We start from the raw sequence: 21092 nt of genomic DNA, 5'->3' as shown, positions 1-21092 counted from the left end.
GCCAAAAGGAGGGAAATAAAATGAACGAAACATTACCGCCAAAAACATGTTCGATTGACAGACTTGTTACGAAAGAAGCAGAAGTTAACAAAGTGCTTGCTGGCCAAAAAACAGCTTGCAGACGCAACGGACGCTATGCAGATATCGGTGAAACGATGGAATTGCAGGGCAATGCATTTACAGTCACCAAAGTTTACCAGCAATCATTGGGTGAATTGACTGTGGAAGATGCTAAGGCAGAAGGCCATACAACCGTTGATGAGTATCGTGATAGTATTTTATCCATTCATCCCGGTATGCCATGGCTGCCGCATATGAAAGTATGGGTACACGAATTTCAAAAAGCTGAATAATAACGAACAAAAGACAGTGTGGATCTAAGGATCCGCACTGTTTTGTTGAATTTTCACATAGAATGGATGATGGTTTTGTCTTGGTATGTTCTTCTTTTATATATCCACATCTTTAGTGTTGTGTTAAGTATTGGTCCTTATTTTATCCTGTTTCCGTTATTGGCAAGAATTCGTTCCACACCGTTCGAACTGCTGCCCGAACACCTAGAGCCATTTCGAATTACGGTACATCTTACGAAGCATGCCGGGCATGTTCTAGTTGCGACGGGAATTTTACTTACATGGTTAACGGCATGGACGTGGAAAACGTCTTGGATCATCGTCACTGTGCTCATTATGGTGGTTTCGTTATATTTTATTGCTCGTGCTTTTTCGCCAATCCTTCGGCAGCTGCGCGTGCCACATGAAGACCGTCATGTTCTGGTGAATAAGTTACGTAATGCATTAATCTGGTATGTCATTATTACTCTAACGATGATGTGGTTTATGGTGGCAAAACCAACCCTTTGGTAGAACTTAGAGCTTGTGGTTATGGTTTTCTGGCATACAAATACCCCGCCTGGCTTAAGCAGCTTAAATATCCGTTCATAAAGGTTTTGCTTAGCCTGATCCTCAAGATGGTGAATAGAGAACGCCGAGATGACGCAATCAAAAGGTTCTGAAGATTCAAATGATATCGTTTAATGTCTTGTTCGACGAAACAGCTGATTAAGAACCTCGGAGAAGACAAGTCCAATCGCGATTGCTCCTGATAGCATGAAGGCTTTGGCTGCAAGCTGCACCGCCAGATCATAGTGATTGAGGACGGCATTCCTCATCGCATCATAAGCTAAGCCTCCGGGAACTAACGGGATAATACCTGATACACTAAATACAATAACCGGCGTTTTGTATATTTTTGCAAAAAATTGACTCACTACGGTTACGAAGAATGAGGCAATCAATGTGGCCAAAATCGGGTCTAGCGGAATCATTTGAAAAGAAACATATAACATCCACCCAAACATACCAACGAAACCGCACTGCAAGAGCGTACCCTTAGGTACGTTGAATAAGATGGCGAACGCCGCGGTCGAAATGAAACTCGTTAAAAGCTGTTCGATGATCATCCTGCGATTCCCTCCCCGTTGTAAAAGGATAGAACAAAGGCTATGCCGGCACCAATGGCAAAAGCCGTTAAAAACGCTTCAGCCCCTTTGGAAACACCTGAAACGAAATGGCCGGCCATTAAATCCCGTACGGCATTCGTAATCAGTAGTCCCGGGACGAGCGGCATGACAGAGCCGATTATGATGGTGTCGAGATCATGTCCAAGCCGGAATTTCACGAATAAGAAAGCCATAGTACCGATGAGCAATGAGGCCAGAAATTCAGCAAAGAACTTAATAGGTACCAAGCGATTAAAATAGCTAAGGAAACATAAGCCAGCCCCGCCAGCAATAAATGCTGGAAGGAAGTCATGCCATTTCCCTTGGAACATAATTAAGAAACAACCGCTTGCAACAGCGGCGGATAGTGTTTTGAACCAGTCGGTATAACCTGTCTTGGCAGCATCGACTTCTTCAAGTAACTGATAGGCTTCTTTCGGCGTCAGTTCCCCTTGGCTGATTCGTCTGGAAACAGCATTTACCACAGTCACTTTATGTAAATCAGTAGATCGCGCGGAAATACGAATTAGTCGGGTCGTCTGCTCTGGCCCATCTATGGAAAAAATGATACCGGTTGGTGTCACAAAGCAATGAGAATTTGATATGCCGAATCCCTCAGCGACATGGGTCATCGTATCTTCGACGCGATAGGTTTCGCCACCGTTTTCCAACATGATTTTGCCGGCCAGTAAACAAACTTGCGCAATTTCGTAGTTCGTCGAGGCGGGATGCTCCATGGTTTGTCCTTTCCTGAATATGTATTTCTAAAAAGTATAATATATCTTCCACATCATTGAAAATCCTATGACGAACAAATTGTTCGGTACTGGTAATTCTCAGCTAACGAAAAATGATAGTGAAATAACTAGAAACGAGCAGGCGCATTGGCGTTCAGCTCGTTTTTTGTTGAACCTTAGGGCCTAAGAAATGGCCTTTGTCAAAAAAGGAGCGTCTCGGAAAGATGGTGTTTGTCCAAGGGTTCAAAACCCAGCACCATCAAGGAGACGCTCTTCTTTTGAATTTAAACTAGCATGGTTTCTTGGTTCTAATTGCCGGTTAATGTACCCGTATATTTAGGAGAAACCGCGAGAAAAATACCTTAGAGAAATGCTTACAAATCTCTATTATTATAGGTCGAATTTGATTGGTTATAAACGAATCAACATGTTGCACGAGGCAAGCACCTTGCATAGCCGTTTCTTACCCGCTCGGTAAGTTTAAAGGGAAGGGAGGTGATTCCTATCAAGAATCCATTGTACATTTGGTTAGGCAGAAAGCTTGGAGTCTTCTCTATCAAGAAGTAGACGTACTTAACAAAGTTATATGAATGACAAAAATAGGCGTCGGCAGTTCTGTGTAAAATAAATTCGAGATCAAGAATACCTCAAGCATCACTTGCCTAATAAATTCAGTAGCGTATGCACAGCCAATACTTGATAGAGTTGATACCCTCGCAAAAGAAATTAATGATGGAATAATGCAAGGGAACGCCTCTGTTCGCATATTTTTGCGTAAGAGGCGTTCTTTCGTTGTTAACGAATCCGAGGAAAGGTTATCCAGCTGAGAAGATTGATCCGTGACTTTTTACCCTTTTCTCGAACCAGTCCGATAAATTCTCCAAGAAAGTTCTCCCATTTCAAGCCAATTTCTTTTTTTGCGCCCTCGTTCTCAAGTACACTTCTTACACTTTGGTTTAATGCTGCTTCCAGATGAGATAAAGCTTCTCGCAAATGAAAATCTATACTCTGCTCCATGTTGCCAGTATTCACCTCATTCATCATGTCATTTCTCTTCGTCATCTAGCAATGCGATTTCTTTATCAAGCTGCTTTTTCATTCTTTCAAACTGGGCTTCTGCAATAATATCTTCCACTTCTTCCCGAGCTAATTGAAGTAAGGATTTGGCCCGTTGTAATAAGCCGCCACTGCCCTGCATGCCGGCTGCGGCAATCGGCTGCAAGGTAGATTTGGCAATTGGGAGTATGGCTGAGGCCGCTATAGTAAGCGCGGTACCGATAATAATTTTGTCTATGTTCTTTTGAATCACGTTTATTCACCCTCGAATATTTATTGGGAAATCACGAGTTTCGAGCGCTGCGGTTATTACACCGCAGCACTCGCATATTCGCCTATGGATGGCAACAACTTGTTTTCTTGTATTCTTGAAATGAGGGAAAGCAGCGGTTTTGATAAAATCGATACAGATCCGGCTACCCCGATGATTGGAATCCAATGCTGGAACGAGAGGGGGGTAGTATGGAAAAATCCGGCTAACGGCGGAATATACAAGGCCGCAAGTAAAGTCATCCACGAGATGCCAAGAGCACCAATTAAAAACCGATCCTTCGTCCAATCGCGAACCGTTTCCTCCGAACCCTCTTGACGCCATGAGAAGGTTTGGATCAGTTGTCCAGCAACTAGCGTCGCGAACGCCATACTTTGCGCAACCGGAACAGGTGCCCCGGCAGCTATACTTGCGGCAAATAAGCCGATTGACCCTAATCCCAGAAGGACTCCTCTGGCAATCACTTTTTGATACAATTCCTTATCAACGATATCATTTCGCTTTGTTTGTTTGGTCTTATTTCCCGGATTTACAGCCAAAATCATCGCGGGCAATGCATCCGTCAGCAAATTCATTAGCAATATTTGAATGGGAATTAAAGGAATCGGCAGCCCGATCATTACTGCGGCGCTAGTCACAATAATCTCGGCTAAATTTCCAGTCAATAAGCAGCCGAGTGCTTTACGGATATTGCCTATGATCGTTCGACCTTCTTTAACACCCTCAACAATCGTTCCAAAATGATCTTCGGTCAAAACCATATCCGCAGTTTCTTTGGTAACTTCCGTTCCTGATCGTCCCATCGCAATCCCTACGTTGGCTTGTTTGATTGCAGGGGTATCGTTGACGCCATCGCCAGTCATGGCGACAATATGTCCGCGGTTTTGAAAGGCAGTTACGATTCGAAGTTTATGTTCCGGTGTAACCCTCGCAAAAATAGTTATTTGGTCCACAATCCGATCTAGTTCATCATTCGATATTCGTTCAAGTTCATGACCAGTCAAAACATTCTGAGAACCATTATAGATGCCAAGCTGTTTCGCGATGGCAATAGCTGTAATCGGATGATCGCCAGTAATCATAACCGGCTTCACACCTAACTCTATAGCCTCATGGATATTGTGTTCAACGTCGGTTTTTGGAGGGTCCATCATCCCTGCCATACCTACATAAATCAGTTCCCTTTCGTCAATTCCCTCTTCATCTGTATGTTCATCCATATGTCGGTAAGCGAAGGCAAGTACGCGTAAGGCATCCGCTGAGAGCTTATCATTTTGCTGTAAAATGAGTTGTTTTTGCTCATCCGATAAAGGAAAAATTTCACCATTTTTTTGATATCGGTTGCAATGGCGAACAATGGTTTCCACGGCTCCTTTTGAAAACAGAAAACATTCCTGCTCGGTCTGTGTATCTTTGCAAACAACGCTCATTTTAGCAGTGCCCGAATCAAACGGTATTTCAAGTCCGCGATGCCAATGGGACATATCCTTTTCCCATAATCCGGTTTTGGCTGCTAGCGTGAGAAGTGCGCCTTCGGTTGGATCGCCTTTGGTCATCCATCTTCCTTCCTCCAGTTCGAGTTTACTGTTATTACACAGCACACAAATTTGGAGAAGCCGCTTCAGATCAGGATTATTCTCAATATCTTGAGTTTCCGATTGGACAGCTGCTGCGGAAGTGGCGGCCACCTCGGGAAGGAGCTCTTCAAACTGGCCCGTCGGATCATACCCGTCGCCTGTTATTCTCCATGCCCGATTAACTGTCGAAAGGGCCTTAACTGTCATTTCATTTTTAGTTAAAGTGCCTGTCTTATCCGTGCAAATGATCGTTGTTCTTCCAAGTGTTTCCAAGGATGAAAGTTTTCTAATCAACGCATTTTTCTTTGCCATACGGAAAATTCCCGCACTCAAAGCAATGGTAATAGTGACGGGCAGTCCTTCCGGAATAGCGGAAGCAGCCAACGTTATGGAAGTCGTAATCATTTGTGTAATAGGTATGCCGCGCAGAAGTCCGGTTATGAATACAAGTCCCCCCGCCACAAGAGCACCTTTTATAAACTTTTTGCTTATAGATGTTACCTTTTCCTGCAAAGGTGTGACTTCTTTTTCATGATTTTTCATAAGAGACATTAAATGGCCCATCTCGGTTTGCATACCTGTATGTACAACGACACCGATCCCTTTACCCGAGCATACATCTGTCCCCATGAATAGCATATTGCTCCGCTCGGAAAGTGGACAATCTTCTGTCAATGCAGATTCGTTTTTTTCAATGGGTAACGATTCGCCGGTTAGGGCAGCCTCGTTGACACGCAAGCTCCTTGAACTAATCAAACGAATATCGGCTGGGACACGATCCCCAGCCTCAAAGGAAACGATATCACCCGGTACCAATTCCGCTGCGGACATTTCCGCCTGCTTTCCTTCTCTTATTGTTCTGCAAGCCGGTGGTTGAAATTGGTTCAGTGTCTCGACAACTTTCTCGGCTTTCCTCTCTTGTATCGTTCCTATGGCAGCATTAGCGAGTAGGATGGATCCCATAGCAATACCATCGAACACCCCCCCTGTAAATAGGGCAAGAACAGAGGTGCCGAGCAGGATTAGGGTTGTAAATTCCTTGAATTGTCCCAAATAAGAGACGAGCCATGGGGTTGACTGTTTGCTGTCAAGCCGGTTAAAACCATACCGATTTCGGAGGGAAATAACCTGGCCAGTTGTCAGACCTAGCCTTTGATCAACATGGAAATCCCCGGTGACTTGTTCGCTTGAAAGGACATGCCAAATCGGAGCTTCCAGAGCAGCAGCTATTTCAGGATGGAATATATTTGCTGGTGCCGCTGGGAAGGATTCACTTATTTTTTTGGATCTGGACATAAAAACAAGGGATAACGCATCCGCAGCTAAATTAACAACGGGTGCGCTTATCATTCCGAACGTTGCTAAAGCGCTCCCCAGTAAATTCCACTTTTTTGTAACGGAAACATGATGGTTTATCGTTTGATTGATAATCTCGGCGTACGCAGCGCTTTCCTGAATACTTTTCAACTCATCGATAGAAATTGTCGCTAAACCAGCTTCTTTAAAAAAGGCATTGATTGGATTTTGCTCTGATCTTGAGATAAATAATACTTCCCCGCCTTGCTGCTGCATAATGGCGATTTTTTCAATCACTTCACCCTGTTCAAGTGCCAACCAGCTTAAGTCCATATGATGCCTGGAGAGCAATTCATCGCTGATATGCAAACTGTTATCTAATAACTGGACGCGCCAGCCTTTTTCTATAAAGGAAGCTGCTGTCAGGCCGTATTCATTGATAGCGGTTTCTTGATGTCTGACGATTAGACCCAAACATTCACCGCTCTTTATGCCTTGTTTTCCTGCAAACAGGACACTGCTGCCCTTTTTCATCAGTCTTTTTGCTTTTAGTTCATATGCCGTACAATCAATGCCGTGCTCCTGAAGATACTTGAAACTGCCAAACATAATACGAGAATCGTTTATTTTTCCTTTGATTCCATGCTCGTCTTCTTCCACATGAAATGCAGTGCGAATCGTACGGCATGTTAGTTTCGCCTTGTTCCATATATCTTCTTTCCAAGGATGGCTGCTTTTTGCCATTAATGACGCTGCATAACAAACAATTTTATCCGAATCATCCTCATTCGTTGTCAAGCACTCTATTTCTTCAATTTCCGGAGGGTCAAAAAGGAGAGAAGAATCTTCAATCAAGATTGTTTTCGTACGTGCAAGTTGAGACAATGACCCTTTTGCAGGAACTACGTAATTTCTTTCATCAGAAACAAGTTCAGCTTGACTCCAGGCACATTTGGCGGGTAAGGTTATTGGCCGCGGATTTGCAGCCAGAAGAACAGCAATTGCCCGCAGCGGATTTCGGGTAATGGCCCACGTTACTCCGGCAGCAATCATTCCCAATTTGCTCGCCTTTTCACTGTATATTTGAATATCCGGTGATAAAGAAATATCTTCTTGTGCATGCAAAATAGACTGACTTCTCTTCCAGTTGAGGTATTGCAATAGGCTGAGTCCAGCTAACACAACTAAGTTTTCTCGTATAAGTGCGAGAGCCAGTGCACTTGTTCCTAAAATGAGATCTGAATTTATTTTTTTCTTTTCAGAAAGGTTCTGAATTCCACGCTTCAAAAAAGGGTATCCCGTTACTACGGAAACGAAAGCCGACAAGTAGAAAGGTGCCGGACTTCTTGCCAGTGCGGAAGGTCCCATTAACAACTGCTTTACTCCTAGAACAGTTAGCCCGCCCATGGATAAAGCGAGAGGGAGGGGGATTTTTCCAATAGATTGTTTCTGATTTGGGTTTTGCATTTGAGGCAGAACCCTGATGTCTTCAGGTAGTTCAAGGTCAAGATCTATTGCAGCTGCAACTTCTTGCTTCGCTTCATCCACAACTGAATCTGCCTGGTCAAAAGCATAACCCGGTGCATTCTGTAAGCAAACCTGTTCTTCTATATTTCGGACAATCCCAAAAATATCTTGCGTTGTAATCCGCCTTTCGTCGTAAAGAAGAAGCAGTCTGCCGGTAAGCATACAAGGCTCTGCTTTGTAGATCCCTTTACAAATTGAGAAGCTTTTGATAAGTAGATCAGCAGTAGGCTTACAGCCCTTTAGGCCGCAGATTTCCATGCGTAATCTCCCCGGTAAGATGTGGAGAAATCTGTTCTTGTTTTGCAATGAATACATCCCTTTACTCTCCTTACCCATGTTGAAATTACCTTGTTCACTGATTTGGCTATTATTCACAGTCCATAATTCAAATATTCATGTGTTTATTTCCCAAAACTCAATCTGCTTCGTATAAAAATTTTCATTTTATGGAATTATTTAAATAAATTTTGATGGAGGTTAGCATATGAAAAATAAATCACTATTCGGTATTCTCCTGGGTGCAGCAGCTATTATTCTTGCTGTTTCTCCAGAAGGTAGAAAAGCCGTACGCAAAATTGCGGTTAAAGGTACTGGAGCATGGCTCGAGATAAAGGACCAAATAAAAGAGGCTACTTTCGAGCTTCCAGCTGTTCAGAAAGATACTAAGAGGATGATAGATGATTCGATTACTAATGAAATATAAAAGGAAATGTTGGAAACTCTCTAATGGATGATTTTTTAAAGCAATGGGGCACAATTTCTACTGTGTAAAATAAAAGGATAAGGAGAGATCAACATGTTACAAGGTGGTTCATTATGGGCTGGTCTTATTTCTGGAGGTATATCTGAATTTCAAGATGTGAAGAATTTGTCCAACGGACAAATGGATAAAAAAGAATTTGCCGTCAAAACGACGGGGAATGTAACAGGGGCATTCGGTGTAATGGCTGGTATTGAATACGGAGCGATTCTTGGAACTTCGGTTCTCCCGGGTGTTGGGACAGTTATTGGGTCCGTTGTGGGGGGGATATTGGGTAATAGCCTAGGTCAGAGGCTCGGCACACAAGCCGGAAATGCACTTGTTCACAATCAGGTATTCAATAACTTAACAAAGTCAGCAACGCAAACTTCAACTAATATGACAGCAACATAAATAGAGTGATTTTTCGAGTTTCTTTCCTATTTTTAAGTCAATCCTCATTGGATATATAATGAAAAAAATATCTGATGATAATTCAATACATCATCAATAGATTGAAAACATCGGGACAGTTACTCCATGGGGGTGCTGTCCTTTATTGTTTGTTTATAAGGCATTTATTGAATTGATTTTCTTGGAAAGATATGCGCAATTATATTGCATGAACTCATATTTGCAAGTTGGCAATCAAGTGCTAAAATCAACAAAGGATCACAATGACAATTACAATCTAAACAATATGATGGAGGCTTGAAAAGAAATGAGTTTGGAAATCAAATTAGTCGATCATACGGACCCGATTCTACTGGGTTTGATTGCCAAGTTAGATCAAGATTTATTGGAGAGATACCCGGTAGAAGAGATTCATTTTGTGGATTTCAGCGATCCTTCTGTGGAAAATATCACGTTTGCGGTCGCTTTCGAAGACAATGTTCCCGTAGGGTGTGGGGCACTGCGTCCTATTGACAAGGAAAGTACAGAGCTGAAACGGTTTTTCGTTGATCATTTCTATCGTAAGCAGGGAATCGCGACGCAGCTGCTCTCTTTTCTTGAGAAACATGCTGAGAAAAGGGGGAATCGCATTATTAGACTGGAAACCGGAGCGCCTCAACCGGAGGCAATCGCTCTTTATACGAAATATGGTTATTATCCAATTGATTGTTTTGGTGAATACATAGGAAGCAAGGGCAGCTTATGCTTTGAGAAAAAGATTGCAGCTATGTGAAGAAGATAAAAGCGACGTCCTGAGAACGACGCTTTACCTTCGATTATTGAGTTGGTTTGACAGGGTTTATTGCGGTTTGCTCCCAATTGAGGAGCAATTTAATCGTTTCATCCAGCTGTTTTTTAGCGGAAATGCTAGAGGGGAGATCGCCTCTTTGAAAACCGTAGCTTCCAAATTGCGAATGATTCCCACCTTGGATGGTATGATATTCCGTCGTATTGGGAAGATTGGCCTTCGCTTTCATCAAAGCATCCTGATTGACTGCGCCATCATTCGAGCCAACGAGGGAGAGTACCGGTAAGTTAGCCGAAACAAGGCTTCCCTTGGAATCCGGATACGAGGCAAGGAAAAACACGCCAGCTAACTCGTTCGCATGCATAGCGGCAAATCGGGCCGCCATCACACCGCCAAGTGAGTGCCCGCCAATAACGAACGTTTCATCTTGATGTTTAGTGGCTAATATAGATGCAGCGCGATCACCGCCGAAAATGGCAAGGTTAACGGGCATTTTCACAATGTATATGCGGTGATCAGCTTGGGCTAATGCTTGAGCGTAAGGCGCATAGCTCTCAGGCTCTACTAATCCTCCGGGATAGTAGATCATACTCGGCTGAACTGGCTTCTTCGGTTCAAAAAGAATCACTTGACCTTCGTTACGCACTGTGATTTCTTCCGTGCTTTTCATCGCTGCTAATGCCTCTATATCAGGTCTATAAGGCCGTAAATACCAATAGATTAATGCTACCATCAAGACTAAAAGAGCGAATACCCATTTCCACCAATGACGTTTAAAAGCTTTCAACATCAATCACCTCTCGCCAAGTAGGTTATCAAGTACTGTGGTGAGTGTCAAGACATAGCAGTCAGTCAAGGTAAAGAGGATATTGGTGTATAATGGAATTTATAAAAGAAGTGAGGTTACCCGATGCCCAAGTATATTGCACTTTTGCGTGGAATTAATGTCAGCGGTCAGAAAATTATCAAGATGGACAAGCTGCGAAGCATATTTGAATCCATGGGTTATCAAAATGTGATTACATATATACAAAGCGGAAATGTCATTTTCGATTGTGAGGAAGATGATGCAGCTGTAGTGCGAGATCGAATCGTAAGTGAACTTATTAGCCAACTTACCTTTGATATTCCTGTGGTCATTCGAACGGTAGAAGAATTGCGAAAGGTTGTCGAGCTGACGCCTCACAAAATGATCAATACCGAAGAGAATGAGCAAAGATATATAACCTTTTTATCTCAAGCAGCGACGGATGCAGCAATCGCGAAATTAGAATCTTTTCAAAATGATGTGGACGAGTTCCGTGTCAAGGGGCTTACGGTTTATTTGCTCATTCGTAAAAACTATGGAGAATCAAAGTTCAACAACAATTTCCTCGAAAAGAAATTAGGTGTGTCCGCAACGACGCGGAATTGGGAAACCGTAAATAAATTGATTCAACTGGCAGAAGGAGGGAGTTAATCTGAGATGGCCTATGATGATGCACGAATGAGTTATACTAACACATTTATTCAGGTTTCTACGGACTGTCCGGTCGAAATGGGCATCGTGCCTGCTGGGAAAAAAGACAGTAAAACCACTCATTTGATTCAATTCGAGCTGCTATCTCAGAACCCTTATAAATATACACAGGGCGAGCTTATATATGAAGTTCATCTGAAGCACAAGCAAATCTCTCAGAGCGAAATTGAAGCTTGCGGCGAGGAAATACGAAAAGAGCTTTTCGCAAAAAACCACCCATGTTTAAGAGCATCTATGCTCCCGAAGAAGCATGGTTGGGGTGTACATTACAATGAAGAAGGCAAAATCGCGATTTACCCAATGGAATCTGAAGCGTATCAGCAGTTTGTTGAAGCGGGCAATTATCGTGCAGATGGTCCTAAGTTATTATTTGCGATGCGCAGTTCTCGCGGGTGAGCAGAAGCTTTAATTCACACTAAAGCTTTTGGTTTAGTAGTGGATTTACCTAGATTTTTTAGTATAATCGTAAATAGAGATTAAATATTCTCACTACACTATTTCAGTTAAGGAGTCATACCATGTCAAAAACACTTATTTTCGGACATAAAAATCCGGACACTGATTCAATCACATCAGCAATTGCTTATGCTGCACTGAAAACGAAATTAGGCCAAGAGGTTGAGGCTGTTCGTCTTGGCAGCGTGAATGGTGAAACACAATATGCATTAGATACGTTTAAAGTTGCAGCGCCTCGTCAAGTAGAGACGGTTGCGAATGAAGCAGCTAATGTTATTTTGGTGGATCATGTTGAACGTCAACAAAGTGCTACAGACATCGATCAAGTGCGCGTTGTGGAAGTTATTGACCACCACCGTATTGCCAACTTCGAAACTAGCCACCCACTTTATTATCGCGCAGAGCCGGTTGGTTGTACTGCAACCATCCTGAATAAATTGTACAAAGAAAACGGAGTTACTATTGATAAAGATATCGCGGGTTTGATGCTTTCAGCAATCATTTCAGATTCCTTGCTGTTTAAATCCCCGACTTGTACGGAGCAAGATGTGGCGGCAGCTCGCGAACTTGCTGCAATCGCTGGCGTGGATGCTGAAACGTATGGTCTGGAAATGTTGAAAGCAGGAGCAGACCTGAGTGACAAAACAGTTGCACAATTGATCTCTTTGGATGCGAAAGTATTCCAAATGGGCAGCTATAAAGCTGAAATCGCACAAGTGAATGCTGTTGATGTTAACGATGTTCTTTCCCAGCAAGCTGAGATTGAATCCGCGCTAACTGCCATCATCGCTGAGAAAAACCTGGACTTGTTCCTGTTTGTTGTTACAGACATTCTTAACAATGATTCCGTTGGCTTGGCGCTTGGACGTAAAGCTGATGCTGTTGAGAAAGCTTACAATGTAACGCTTGTAGACAACAAAGCGCTGCTTAAAGGTGTAGTTTCACGTAAATCGCAAATCGTGCCTGTTCTTACGGATATCTTCAATAACCTGTAAGTTCTCACATTCGCCACATAGCTAAGACACTGTTCATTTGGTTGAACGGTGTCTTTTTGGTTATGCAGTAATCTTTTGGTATGATAGAAGGGACATAAGAGAAAGAGGTGGAGCAGGAAATGGTTGAAAATGTTCAGCAAGGAAACTATGAAAAGGCAACATTTGCTGGTGGTTGTTTCTGGTGCATGGTTACTCCGTTCGAAGAATTGCCAGGCATTATATCCGTCGTATCAGGTTATATTGGCGGCCATACGAGCAACCCGACTTACAAAGAAGTATGCTCGGAGACAACAGGTCATGCAGAAGCTGTTCAAATTACCTTCGACCCCGAATTATATCCTTATCATAAATTACTTGATACTTATTGGCGCCAGATTGATCCCACCGATGCGGGAGGTCAGTTCCATGACCGCGGATCGTCTTATCGGACAGCCATTTTTACCCATAGTGAGAAGCAGAAGGAGGAGGCCGAAGCTTCCAAACAAGCGCTGCAGGATAGCGGTCGATTCGATCGGCCTATCGTCACGGAAATCGTTCGAATTGAAGCAGAAGCCTTCTACCCAGGTGAAGATTATCATCAGGACTATCATCACAAAAATCCGCTTCACTATAAAGCCTATCGCAAAGGTTCTGGGCGTGATTCCTATATTGAGAAGCATTGGAACACAGCCAAGGATAAAGAAGAGCGTAAGCAAAAACTAACGCCGCTGCAGTTCGAAGTTACGCAAAACAATGGGACAGAGCGCCCATTCGAGAATGAGTTCTGGGACTCTCATGAAAAGGGATTGTATGTGGACATCGTTTCGGGCGAGCCCTTATTTAGTTCATATGATAAATTCGATTCCAACTGCGGGTGGCCGAGCTTCACGAAACCGGTATTCGAGGGTAGTGTGAAGGAGAAAACAGATACTAGCCATTTCATGATGCGCACAGAGGTCCGAAGTCATGAAGCAGATTCCCATTTGGGTCACGTGTTTAATGATGGACCAGGGCCTAACGGGCTCAGATACTGCATTAATTCCGCTGCGCTGCGCTTCATTCCGCTTGCGGATTTAGAGAAAGAAGGTTATGGTGCTTATCTTCGTTTCTTTGAGGAGAAGTGACATATTTTCTGGTAAGTCCTAACATTATGAGCATACAATGAACCTACCGGGGGGATGTTTACGACGGTTACTTATGTGTAAAACGCGAAAAAGACGCTAAGCAGGATGAATATCCTGACTAGCGTCTTTTTGAGTTGAGGAGAAAGTATAAGTTTTATACGTTAGCTTCGCATACAACCTTGACAAACGCGCTCGTCCCTGAAGGACTTGTAAATCATTCTCCGTACCAAGGGTTCAAATGAATTAGTACTTCATCAACGTCACTGTGTTGTTCCATGATGGATTTCTTGATGGCACGGGAGATATCGTGACCTTGTTGTACCGTTAGCTCACCTGGAATCGAAACTCTTGCATCAACTAAAATATAATGTCCATGTTCTCTTGCACGAATTCGGTCAATTCGCTTCACTTGTGGAACTGCCTGGATTAGAAGCGTATATTGGAGCAACTTTTGTTGATCAACGGTTTTCTCCATGAGGATATCAAAAGATTCCTTGCCCATTTCTACAGCTAATTTCAAGACTAATAAAGAAACGATAATTCCAGCTGCCGCATCACCATAGGATAACCAGTGAAAGTTATAAGCTTTACCCACAAAAGCCAATCCAATTCCGATAACAGCCGCTAGGGATGCGTATACATCAGCTAGGTGATCCTTGGCTGTTGCAATCAGTCCCTTACTATTCGTTCTGCTTCCGATCCGCATCGAATATACATAGAGAACATATTTCCAAATCATTGAAACAGCTGCTGCGATAAAGGCAACTAAACTTGGTGCTAATGGTTCGTGGAACAATGCGGTTGTAGAATGATAAGCAATATAAAGTGCGGCTAGCAGAAGGATAAAGGCCACAAAACCCGAACCTAGTACTTCCGCTTTGCCGTGACCATAAGGATGGTCTTCATCGGCTGGGAGCTTGGAAATTTGCATCGCACTTAGTGCCGCGATCGTGGCGATAATATCGCCTGCGTTATGAACCCCATCTGCCAATAAAACTTCACTATGAAATAGTAATCCGATCACGATTTTCAATACTGTGAGGCAGATGTTGCTGATGAGGGATACCCATATAGCCCAGACGGATGATTTGTTGTCGCCGTTCATCAATGATGACCTCCTCCAGAAGTGTTTCCCCAAGGAAAAAAAATCCCTTGACCGATGGTCAAGGGATTAGCTTCATTTTTATATGGGAATCTAGCAATAAATAATAGGACATGTTCAACACTTCACTTTACACAAATATCTTTGTATAATACCACACATAGCAGGAATAAACAAACCATGATTCATGAAAATCGAATATTGTCTAATGTGGAACGATTTAAAAAAGTGCCTATGACCGTTTCTATTATCCTTGGGTGCGTAAAATGCCAATTCCCAATTTTGCTTTAAATGTTGTTCGGAGAAGCTATCGCAAATGGAAGACATATCGCAGGAAGAACAAGTAGGAGGGTGAATCTATGAGAGTACATGAATTTGAAATCCAATCTGATTTACAACGAAGCGATTTATCGGCCATTTCCGCCAAGTCTTCTCATTTTATTTCGGACATTACGATAGATTTTACGCTTGACCATAAGCAGCATAGAGTTGATGTGAAAAGTCTTTTGGGAATGCTTTTAGTCCCGATCAAAGCAGGAACGACGCTGCGTTTGCTAACGAAGGGAAAAGATGAGGAAGAGGCTATGCACTTTATGTTTGATTTGTTCGAGCCGTATCGGTAGAAAAGGCATGACACAATATTCTTATTTGCACAAGATTGGATAGAGATTTTACCTTATAAAAGGGATAAGATGAATTGATAACGATGGCTGCACTCAACTTAGGAATGATGACAAAAACGAATTGAAGAATGAATAGGAGGTGTTTGCACTATGAGTACATATCAAATCGCAGTTGTTGGCTGCGGAGGCATGGCAAATGTATGGGTCGAGTATATGTTAAAACGTGAGGATAGCAGCATTGTAGCGCTCGTGGATATCAAGAAGGAATTCGCACAGGCGATGGCTGACCGCCATGGACTCACTTGTGGCGTCTATACAAATTTGGAGCTGGCTATTCAAGAAAGCGGTGCCAATCTGGTGCTGGACATCACAATTCCGGCCAGCCATTTCCAGGTGTGCACCACAGCACTCCGTCATGGTTGTGACGTCTTTGGCGAGAAGCCGATGGCCGCCACCATGTTGGAAGCGCGGGAAATCGTACAGCTCGCTGAGCGGACGGGGAAATTCTTCTCCGTCATGCAAAACCGCCGCTACGATACGAACATCCGCGCACTGCGGGACATCATTCAAGCGGGAACAATTGGCCGCGTTGGGTATATTGGCGCCGACTTCTTCTTGGGGGCGCATTTTGGTGGCTTTCGCGATGCGATGGAAAGCCCTCTCATTCTTGACATGGCGATCCATACGTTCGATCAGGCTCGGTTTATTACTGGGGCAGACCCCGTTTCGGTGTACTGCCAAGAATTCAACCCGCCCGGTTCGTGGTACGCGGGGAATGCCTCTGCGATCTGCATCTATGAGATGTCAGACGGTTCTGTGTTCTGTTACCGCGGCTCCTGGTGCGCGGAAGGGGCGCCGACCTCTTGGGAGGCGGCTTGGCGTGTGACCGGCGAGCAGGGCACCGCTATGTGGGACGGTATCGGCGCACCATACGCCAAGATTGTTGCCAGCGGCGACCAGGACGGCAAGTTTATCCGCGATTACACGAGAGTGGATGCGGATGTGAACTGGCCCGGCCGCAGCGGCCACGCCGGCTGTCTGGACGAGATGTTCGCGGCGCTGCAGGAAGGCCGCCGTGCCGAGACGGACTGCCGAGACAACATCAAGAGCATGGCGATGGTGCTTGGCGCCCTTGAAAGTGCGAAGCTCGGTCAGAAGGTAGACCTGCGGTACTATTGGGGCTGAGAATGAGCCCAGTCGAAAAAGAGATACTGAATTTTATCAGCACAAAAGCAACGGAGAGGTTTAACAGAGTTTCTGTTAAACCTCTTCGTTCATTGCGGCTCTAATGTATGTCTTTCTTCTTAAATCTTCCGCCTTTTACATCATGAATATTGCCAATGGCTAGGAAGGCTTTGGGATCTAATTCATCTACGATCGACTTTAACTTGGCTTCTTCCAGTCGGGTTATGACACTGAAGATGACCTTTTTATCATCTCCTGTAAAAGCTCCTTCACCCATGAGATAGGTGACGCCGCGGCCTAATCGGTCAGCAATAGCTTCCCCAATTTTGTCGAATTCATCGCTGATAATCCAAACGGATTTGGATTGATCCAGACCTTCAATGGTGATGTCTATCATTTTGAAAGCAATGTAATACGCAATCAACGAGTACATCGCATGATCCAATCCGAATACAAAACCTGCGCTGCCGAGAATAAAAAGGTTGAAAAACATGACGATCTCACCAACAGAGAAAGGCGACTGTTTGCTAATTAAAATGGCAACAATTTCTGTACCATCCAGCGAACCGCCAGAGCGTATAACCAGCCCTACTCCGATTCCAAGTATAATACCGCCGAAAACTGCGGCTAGCAATGGATCAATGGTTAGCGGATTAACGGGATGTAGCAAAGTGGTGCCAATGGACATAAGGATGACTGAAAATAATGTGGATAGGGCAAATGTTTTGCCAATTTGTTTGTATCCTAATAGTAAGAAGGGCAAGTTCAACAGAACGAGATATAAACCTATTGGGAGAAGAGTCAAATGTGCCATGATGATCGAAATCCCAACAATTCCGCCATCAATAATATTATTGGGGACTAAAAAGATTTCCAATCCGATAGAAACCAAGGCAGATCCAATAATCATGAATAGGATTCTACGTAAAAATTTCATGCGGGTTAGCTTTTGATGCTTAGAGCTTGCATGCTCTGCTCCAGCCGATAGGTTTGACATGATAGGTTCCTCTTTTCCCACGATTCATTTCATTTTAATCCTATGAAAAATGATGAATGAGGTCCGTGTAACCCGACGTAAATTTGAGGAATGCTAAAAAGATGCCTTTTAATCTCACGCAGATCTTAGGTAGCAAATAAATGATAAAAACGACAAATACGGTCAAGGGTCATCCCCTCCGATCATGGTTTCAAACCAAATTTGCTTGAATTGTAGCATTTCACCCCTACTGAGTCAAACCGGGCTATGATATCCTTTTTTATTCCCAATTCGATAAGTGAGTGATAAGATAGGAAGGGGAACAAAGAGATGATTTTACGAAGCGAAAGTGATTGAAATTACAAATTTTGTAAGCGTATTCACAATTATTTCCTCTTCATCAAGTTCAACTAACATGAAACCCTTGACCTTAACCTTAGGTTAAGGTTTATGCTAAGAAAAACTTGAAGGAGGTAATGAGCATGTCCCGAGATCCTGAGATTTATCAAGAGAACACACTTACGTATGACCGATTAATTAGTAAACAACCTGATTTAGCAAAGGTGATTCATGAGATAAGACCATACAAGCATTTGGATGTGGTGGATTTGGGAGCAGGGACGGGGAGGCTTTCTACTTTTCTTGCAGCAGAAGCGAATTCTCTATGGCGTCTGGATAATTCCAAGGCAATGCTGGATGTTTTGGAACAAAAGTTATGTCAAACACCTTATACCAACTGGCGAACTGTTGTTGCAGACCATAAAGAACTGCCAATTGAAGATGCTAGCAAGGATCTCGTCGTGGCAGGTTGGAGCTTGTGTTACCTAGCTAGCTCGAATGTAGTGAATTGGGAAAACAATCTGAAACAGATGATGTCTGAAATTAGACGGATACTTCGATCAGATGGTACGATAATCATTCTCGAGACTTTGGGTACCGGTGTTACAAAGCCGACAAGACATGATTATTTGGGTTTGAGCATACCTCCATTCGCACTGACTACGTGTTCAAAGATGTGGATGAAGCGTGCCAGTTAACCTCTTATTTCTTCGGGGAGGATTTAGCAAATCAAGTAAGGACAAATAACTGGCACGTCGTACCTGAATATGCAGGGATTTGGTTTAAACACGTCCAATAATAGACTTATAGCACTAATGCGTTATTTATATAGATAAAATGGTCCAGCATCCTTGGGGGGAGTTTGCTTTTATGAGGATCTTATTACAAAAAAGTACGTGGTTGCGATTTATGATAGCGGCCATGGTTTCATGTGGGTTATTCATTGGTTTATATCATATCATGACCGTAGAAGGAGCCGACAATAATCCGCGATTCATGATGATCCGGTTGGAGGACATCGGTCCAGGTGGCTATTATGGCTCGCTTGAAGGACTGGGTAAGCTGAGAGCTGTCCTCGACTATTTGAATCAACAGCATGTTCACTACAGTATGGCTGTAGTTCCGCGTTGGATAAATATTATGGCCGACGGTACGCGCTATGATCGCTCGATAGATCAATTGGATAATCGCTATATCCAATCTTTTGACACCGTTCTTCGTGAGGCAATCGAGCATAATGGAACAATTGGCATGCATGGTTATACCCATCAGGCGGGAGATGTTCGCCGTGAGGATGGACATCATGCATCAGGTGTAGGCAATGAATTCAATGTGAGTGATATGCCTGAGACAGCAACTGTTGCTTTTGCCGAAAATCGGGTGAAAGAGGGGTTGAAACGGTTTCGCAAGGCAGGAATCACCCCCCATTTCTGGGAAGCGCCGCATTATCATACAACTCCGGAACAGGATAAGGTGTTTCGTTCTTATTTTGGACTCTTTTATCAGCCGGATGTTACCCTTAATCCCAACCCACCTGCGGCCCAATATGAGAATGTCCTGAACAAGGGTTATGGGAACCCATCATTAGGAAATGTTTTCGTTCCGACTACACTTTCGTACATTCCATACGGTAAAGATGAGAAGTTTATTCTGAATCAAATGGGGAAAACGGAACGGATTAATTCCTTTTTTTATCATCCTTTTTTGGAGTTCAGTCATCTGGAGCCGATCGTAGATGAATTAGGTGAACCTGTGATGAAGGACGGTATTCCGGCGTACCAATACGCAGAAGAGAATAAAAGTGTTTTACAAAGGCTCGTCACACAAATTCACTTAAAAGGTTATCCGTTCTATTCCATAAATGATTACGTACCCTTTACACCAGCGGGACGATTGAAGATTGGAAGCACGAAATCTACGCTTGTACAAATTGGAAGTGTAACAGGTAGAAGCCAAATGGACATTGTGAGCTGGGATAAGAAGACCGCCAATATGTCAGTTATGCAAGGCCAATACCAAGCATTACGCAATGATAGCCAACCTGCACAACAAGTGTGGGCATCCGTTCCTTATACAGATGGCTCTGCTTTTACACTAAATAGTAGGAATGATCGAACTAAAAAGGGACTTTGGGTCGTTCGGCCTACTGGCAAGCTTGAGAGTTACACGTCAAGTGGGAGTGCTTTTGCACGCGACCAAATTTGGACGATTCCGGCAAATCGTTGGTACGATTTATATGAATTGCGTCAGACGAATGGGGATTGTGTACTTGCGGGTCAGTCGCAGGATCGAAGCCAACTTCTAGGTGTCTATTTACACGGTAGTGAAGCTAAAGCGATCAAACCCTACACGTTCAGATCAAATTCCTCAAGGGATTTAATCGTCAGAAATTTACGTAACAAGGATCAGCAGAGTCTGTTTTTATTTAAAGAGAATACCTCGCAAGGTGTGGAATTTGAGCTTGATAAGGTGACCTTGCAATGGAAGCTAAATAAAGTGACTCTGAACATTCCCGATGAGCTTGGCAGCATCCGATTCGGTGATTTTAATGGGGATGGTAAGGAAGATATTTTACGTTGGGATTCTAAAAATTTAACGAACCGTGTTTATCAGCAAACAACGGAGAACGAATACAGGATGCTCTCTGTTTTCGGACCATGGGGAAGAGCAAACGTACAGTTAGCTGTAGCAGATTTCGATGGAAACGGGAAAGATGATATCGCGATATATCCAAGTGATGATGCTCATTTAGATGTTGCTTTATCGTTTCAGAGTCAGAATGTAAATGAATAGGAAGCTCGGGAGGGTGCTAATCAGCGCCCTCTTTTGCTTAAATACAAAGGTGTTAGCTCAAGAAAGAACAAAAAAGTTGTTCAAATCATTTCGTAC

22 protein-coding genes are annotated in these 21092 nt (G+C 43.4%); 13 read left to right on the top strand and 9 right to left on the bottom strand.

Translation table 11 applies throughout. The annotated features are described in order from the left end of the window. Positions 1 to 20 precede the first annotated feature (20 nt). On the top strand, positions 21 to 353 hold the full coding sequence (locus tag BLT91_RS11880) for an ASCH domain-containing protein (protein ID WP_090821009.1): 333 nt from the start codon (positions 21 to 23) through the stop codon (positions 351 to 353). A 75-nt stretch (positions 354 to 428) separates the two neighbouring features. Then, entirely contained in the window at positions 429 to 866 is a 438-nt protein-coding gene (locus BLT91_RS11875) for a hypothetical protein (protein ID WP_254776903.1), read from the top strand. On the opposite strand, the gene BLT91_RS33845 is transcribed toward BLT91_RS11875, so the two are convergent. The 6 genes from BLT91_RS33845 to BLT91_RS11845 form a co-directional block, all read right to left on the bottom strand. Continuing rightward, positions 767 to 1030, bottom strand: a complete 264-nt coding sequence (locus tag BLT91_RS33845; RefSeq protein WP_090821228.1) for a class I SAM-dependent methyltransferase — start codon at positions 1028 to 1030, stop codon at positions 767 to 769. The genes BLT91_RS11875 and BLT91_RS33845 overlap by 100 nt on opposite strands. Before the next feature lie 3 nt (positions 1031 to 1033). After that, positions 1034 to 1462 (bottom strand): threonine/serine exporter family protein, encoded by a 429-nt coding sequence (locus tag BLT91_RS11865; RefSeq protein WP_090821007.1) that lies wholly within the window; start codon positions 1460 to 1462, stop codon positions 1034 to 1036. Continuing rightward, on the bottom strand, positions 1459 to 2238 hold the full coding sequence (locus BLT91_RS11860; protein ID WP_090821005.1) for a threonine/serine exporter family protein: 780 nt from the start codon (positions 2236 to 2238) through the stop codon (positions 1459 to 1461). Before BLT91_RS11860 ends, BLT91_RS11865 begins: the two co-directional genes overlap by 4 nt. 795 nt (positions 2239 to 3033) lie before the next feature. After that, positions 3034 to 3300, bottom strand: a complete 267-nt coding sequence (locus BLT91_RS11855; protein WP_254776902.1) for a hypothetical protein — start codon at positions 3298 to 3300, stop codon at positions 3034 to 3036. Next, positions 3284 to 3547: a DUF5132 domain-containing protein gene (locus BLT91_RS11850; protein ID WP_090821003.1), complete on the bottom strand. Its 264-nt coding sequence runs from the start codon at positions 3545 to 3547 to the stop codon at positions 3284 to 3286. The genes BLT91_RS11855 and BLT91_RS11850 overlap by 17 nt, the downstream gene beginning before the upstream one ends. Positions 3548 to 3603: 56 nt before the next feature. After that, complete coding sequence (locus BLT91_RS11845) at positions 3604 to 8223, bottom strand: HAD-IC family P-type ATPase (RefSeq protein WP_090821224.1); 4620 nt, start codon at positions 8221 to 8223, stop codon at positions 3604 to 3606. A gap of 226 nt (positions 8224 to 8449) precedes the next feature. On the opposite strand from BLT91_RS11845, the gene BLT91_RS11840 reads away from it, so the two are divergent. The 3 genes from BLT91_RS11840 to BLT91_RS11830 all read left to right on the top strand — a co-directional run bounded on the left by BLT91_RS11840 (position 8450) and on the right by BLT91_RS11830 (position 9890). Continuing rightward, the gene (locus BLT91_RS11840; RefSeq protein WP_090821001.1) at positions 8450 to 8668 is read left to right on the top strand and encodes a hypothetical protein; all 219 of its coding nucleotides are present in this window, start codon (positions 8450 to 8452) and stop codon (positions 8666 to 8668) included. Between the two features lie 93 nt (positions 8669 to 8761). Continuing rightward, positions 8762 to 9118: a glycine zipper domain-containing protein gene (locus BLT91_RS11835; protein WP_090820999.1), complete on the top strand. Its 357-nt coding sequence runs from the start codon at positions 8762 to 8764 to the stop codon at positions 9116 to 9118. Between the two features lie 307 nt (positions 9119 to 9425). Next, positions 9426 to 9890, top strand: a complete 465-nt coding sequence (locus tag BLT91_RS11830) for a GNAT family N-acetyltransferase (RefSeq protein WP_090820996.1) — start codon at positions 9426 to 9428, stop codon at positions 9888 to 9890. A 43-nt stretch (positions 9891 to 9933) separates the two neighbouring features. Here the strand turns inward: BLT91_RS11830 and BLT91_RS11825 are convergent, their stop codons facing one another. After that, entirely contained in the window at positions 9934 to 10695 is a 762-nt protein-coding gene (locus tag BLT91_RS11825; protein ID WP_254776901.1) for an alpha/beta hydrolase, read from the bottom strand. 120 nt (positions 10696 to 10815) lie between these two features. Here BLT91_RS11825 and BLT91_RS11820 point away from each other — a divergent pair, with 120 nt between their 5' ends. The 4 genes from BLT91_RS11820 to msrB all read left to right on the top strand — a co-directional run bounded on the left by BLT91_RS11820 (position 10816) and on the right by msrB (position 13978). After that, the gene (locus tag BLT91_RS11820; protein ID WP_090820994.1) at positions 10816 to 11364 is read left to right on the top strand and encodes a DUF1697 domain-containing protein; all 549 of its coding nucleotides are present in this window, start codon (positions 10816 to 10818) and stop codon (positions 11362 to 11364) included. A 6-nt stretch (positions 11365 to 11370) separates the two neighbouring features. Next, a complete protein-coding gene (locus BLT91_RS11815) occupies positions 11371 to 11820 on the top strand; it encodes a DUF6157 family protein (RefSeq protein ID WP_254776900.1) in 450 nt (149 codons plus the stop codon). 122 nt (positions 11821 to 11942) lie between these two features. After that, positions 11943 to 12875, top strand: a complete 933-nt coding sequence (locus tag BLT91_RS11810; protein WP_090820992.1) for a manganese-dependent inorganic pyrophosphatase — start codon at positions 11943 to 11945, stop codon at positions 12873 to 12875. A 119-nt stretch (positions 12876 to 12994) separates the two neighbouring features. Next, entirely contained in the window at positions 12995 to 13978 is a 984-nt protein-coding gene (msrB, locus tag BLT91_RS11805) for a peptide-methionine (R)-S-oxide reductase MsrB (RefSeq protein ID WP_090820990.1), read from the top strand. A 214-nt stretch (positions 13979 to 14192) separates the two neighbouring features. Here msrB and BLT91_RS11800 read toward each other — a convergent pair whose 3' ends face one another. Then, on the bottom strand, positions 14193 to 15083 hold the full coding sequence (locus tag BLT91_RS11800; RefSeq protein WP_090820988.1) for a cation diffusion facilitator family transporter: 891 nt from the start codon (positions 15081 to 15083) through the stop codon (positions 14193 to 14195). Between the two features lie 356 nt (positions 15084 to 15439). Here BLT91_RS11800 and BLT91_RS11795 point away from each other — a divergent pair, with 356 nt between their 5' ends. After that, complete coding sequence (locus tag BLT91_RS11795; protein WP_090820984.1) at positions 15440 to 15703, top strand: HPr family phosphocarrier protein; 264 nt, start codon at positions 15440 to 15442, stop codon at positions 15701 to 15703. 150 nt (positions 15704 to 15853) lie between these two features. Continuing rightward, positions 15854 to 16888 carry a Gfo/Idh/MocA family protein gene (locus tag BLT91_RS11790; RefSeq protein WP_090820982.1) on the top strand — a complete coding sequence of 345 codons (1035 nt, stop codon included), beginning with the start codon at positions 15854 to 15856 and terminating at the stop codon, positions 16886 to 16888. A 100-nt stretch (positions 16889 to 16988) separates the two neighbouring features. On the opposite strand, the gene BLT91_RS11785 is transcribed toward BLT91_RS11790, so the two are convergent. Continuing rightward, entirely contained in the window at positions 16989 to 17885 is an 897-nt protein-coding gene (locus BLT91_RS11785; RefSeq protein ID WP_090820980.1) for a YitT family protein, read from the bottom strand. Positions 17886 to 18346: 461 nt separating this feature from the next. Here BLT91_RS11785 and BLT91_RS11780 point away from each other — a divergent pair, with 461 nt between their 5' ends. Together BLT91_RS11780 and BLT91_RS11775 are read left to right on the top strand one after the other, a co-directional pair. Continuing rightward, the gene (locus BLT91_RS11780; protein WP_368086792.1) at positions 18347 to 18901 is read left to right on the top strand and encodes a class I SAM-dependent methyltransferase; all 555 of its coding nucleotides are present in this window, start codon (positions 18347 to 18349) and stop codon (positions 18899 to 18901) included. Positions 18902 to 19073: 172 nt separating this feature from the next. Beyond that, positions 19074 to 20996 carry a DUF2334 domain-containing protein gene (locus tag BLT91_RS11775; protein ID WP_175532256.1) on the top strand — a complete coding sequence of 641 codons (1923 nt, stop codon included), beginning with the start codon at positions 19074 to 19076 and terminating at the stop codon, positions 20994 to 20996. The last annotated feature ends 96 nt before the right edge of the window (positions 20997 to 21092 follow it).

Source organism: Paenibacillus sp. yr247 (assembly GCF_900103825.1).
In the GTDB taxonomy this organism is placed as follows: Bacteria; Bacillota; Bacilli; order Paenibacillales; family NBRC-103111; genus Paenibacillus_E.
Note: the sequence above shows the minus strand (reverse complement) of the source record. Positions and strands in the feature narration are given on the sequence as shown.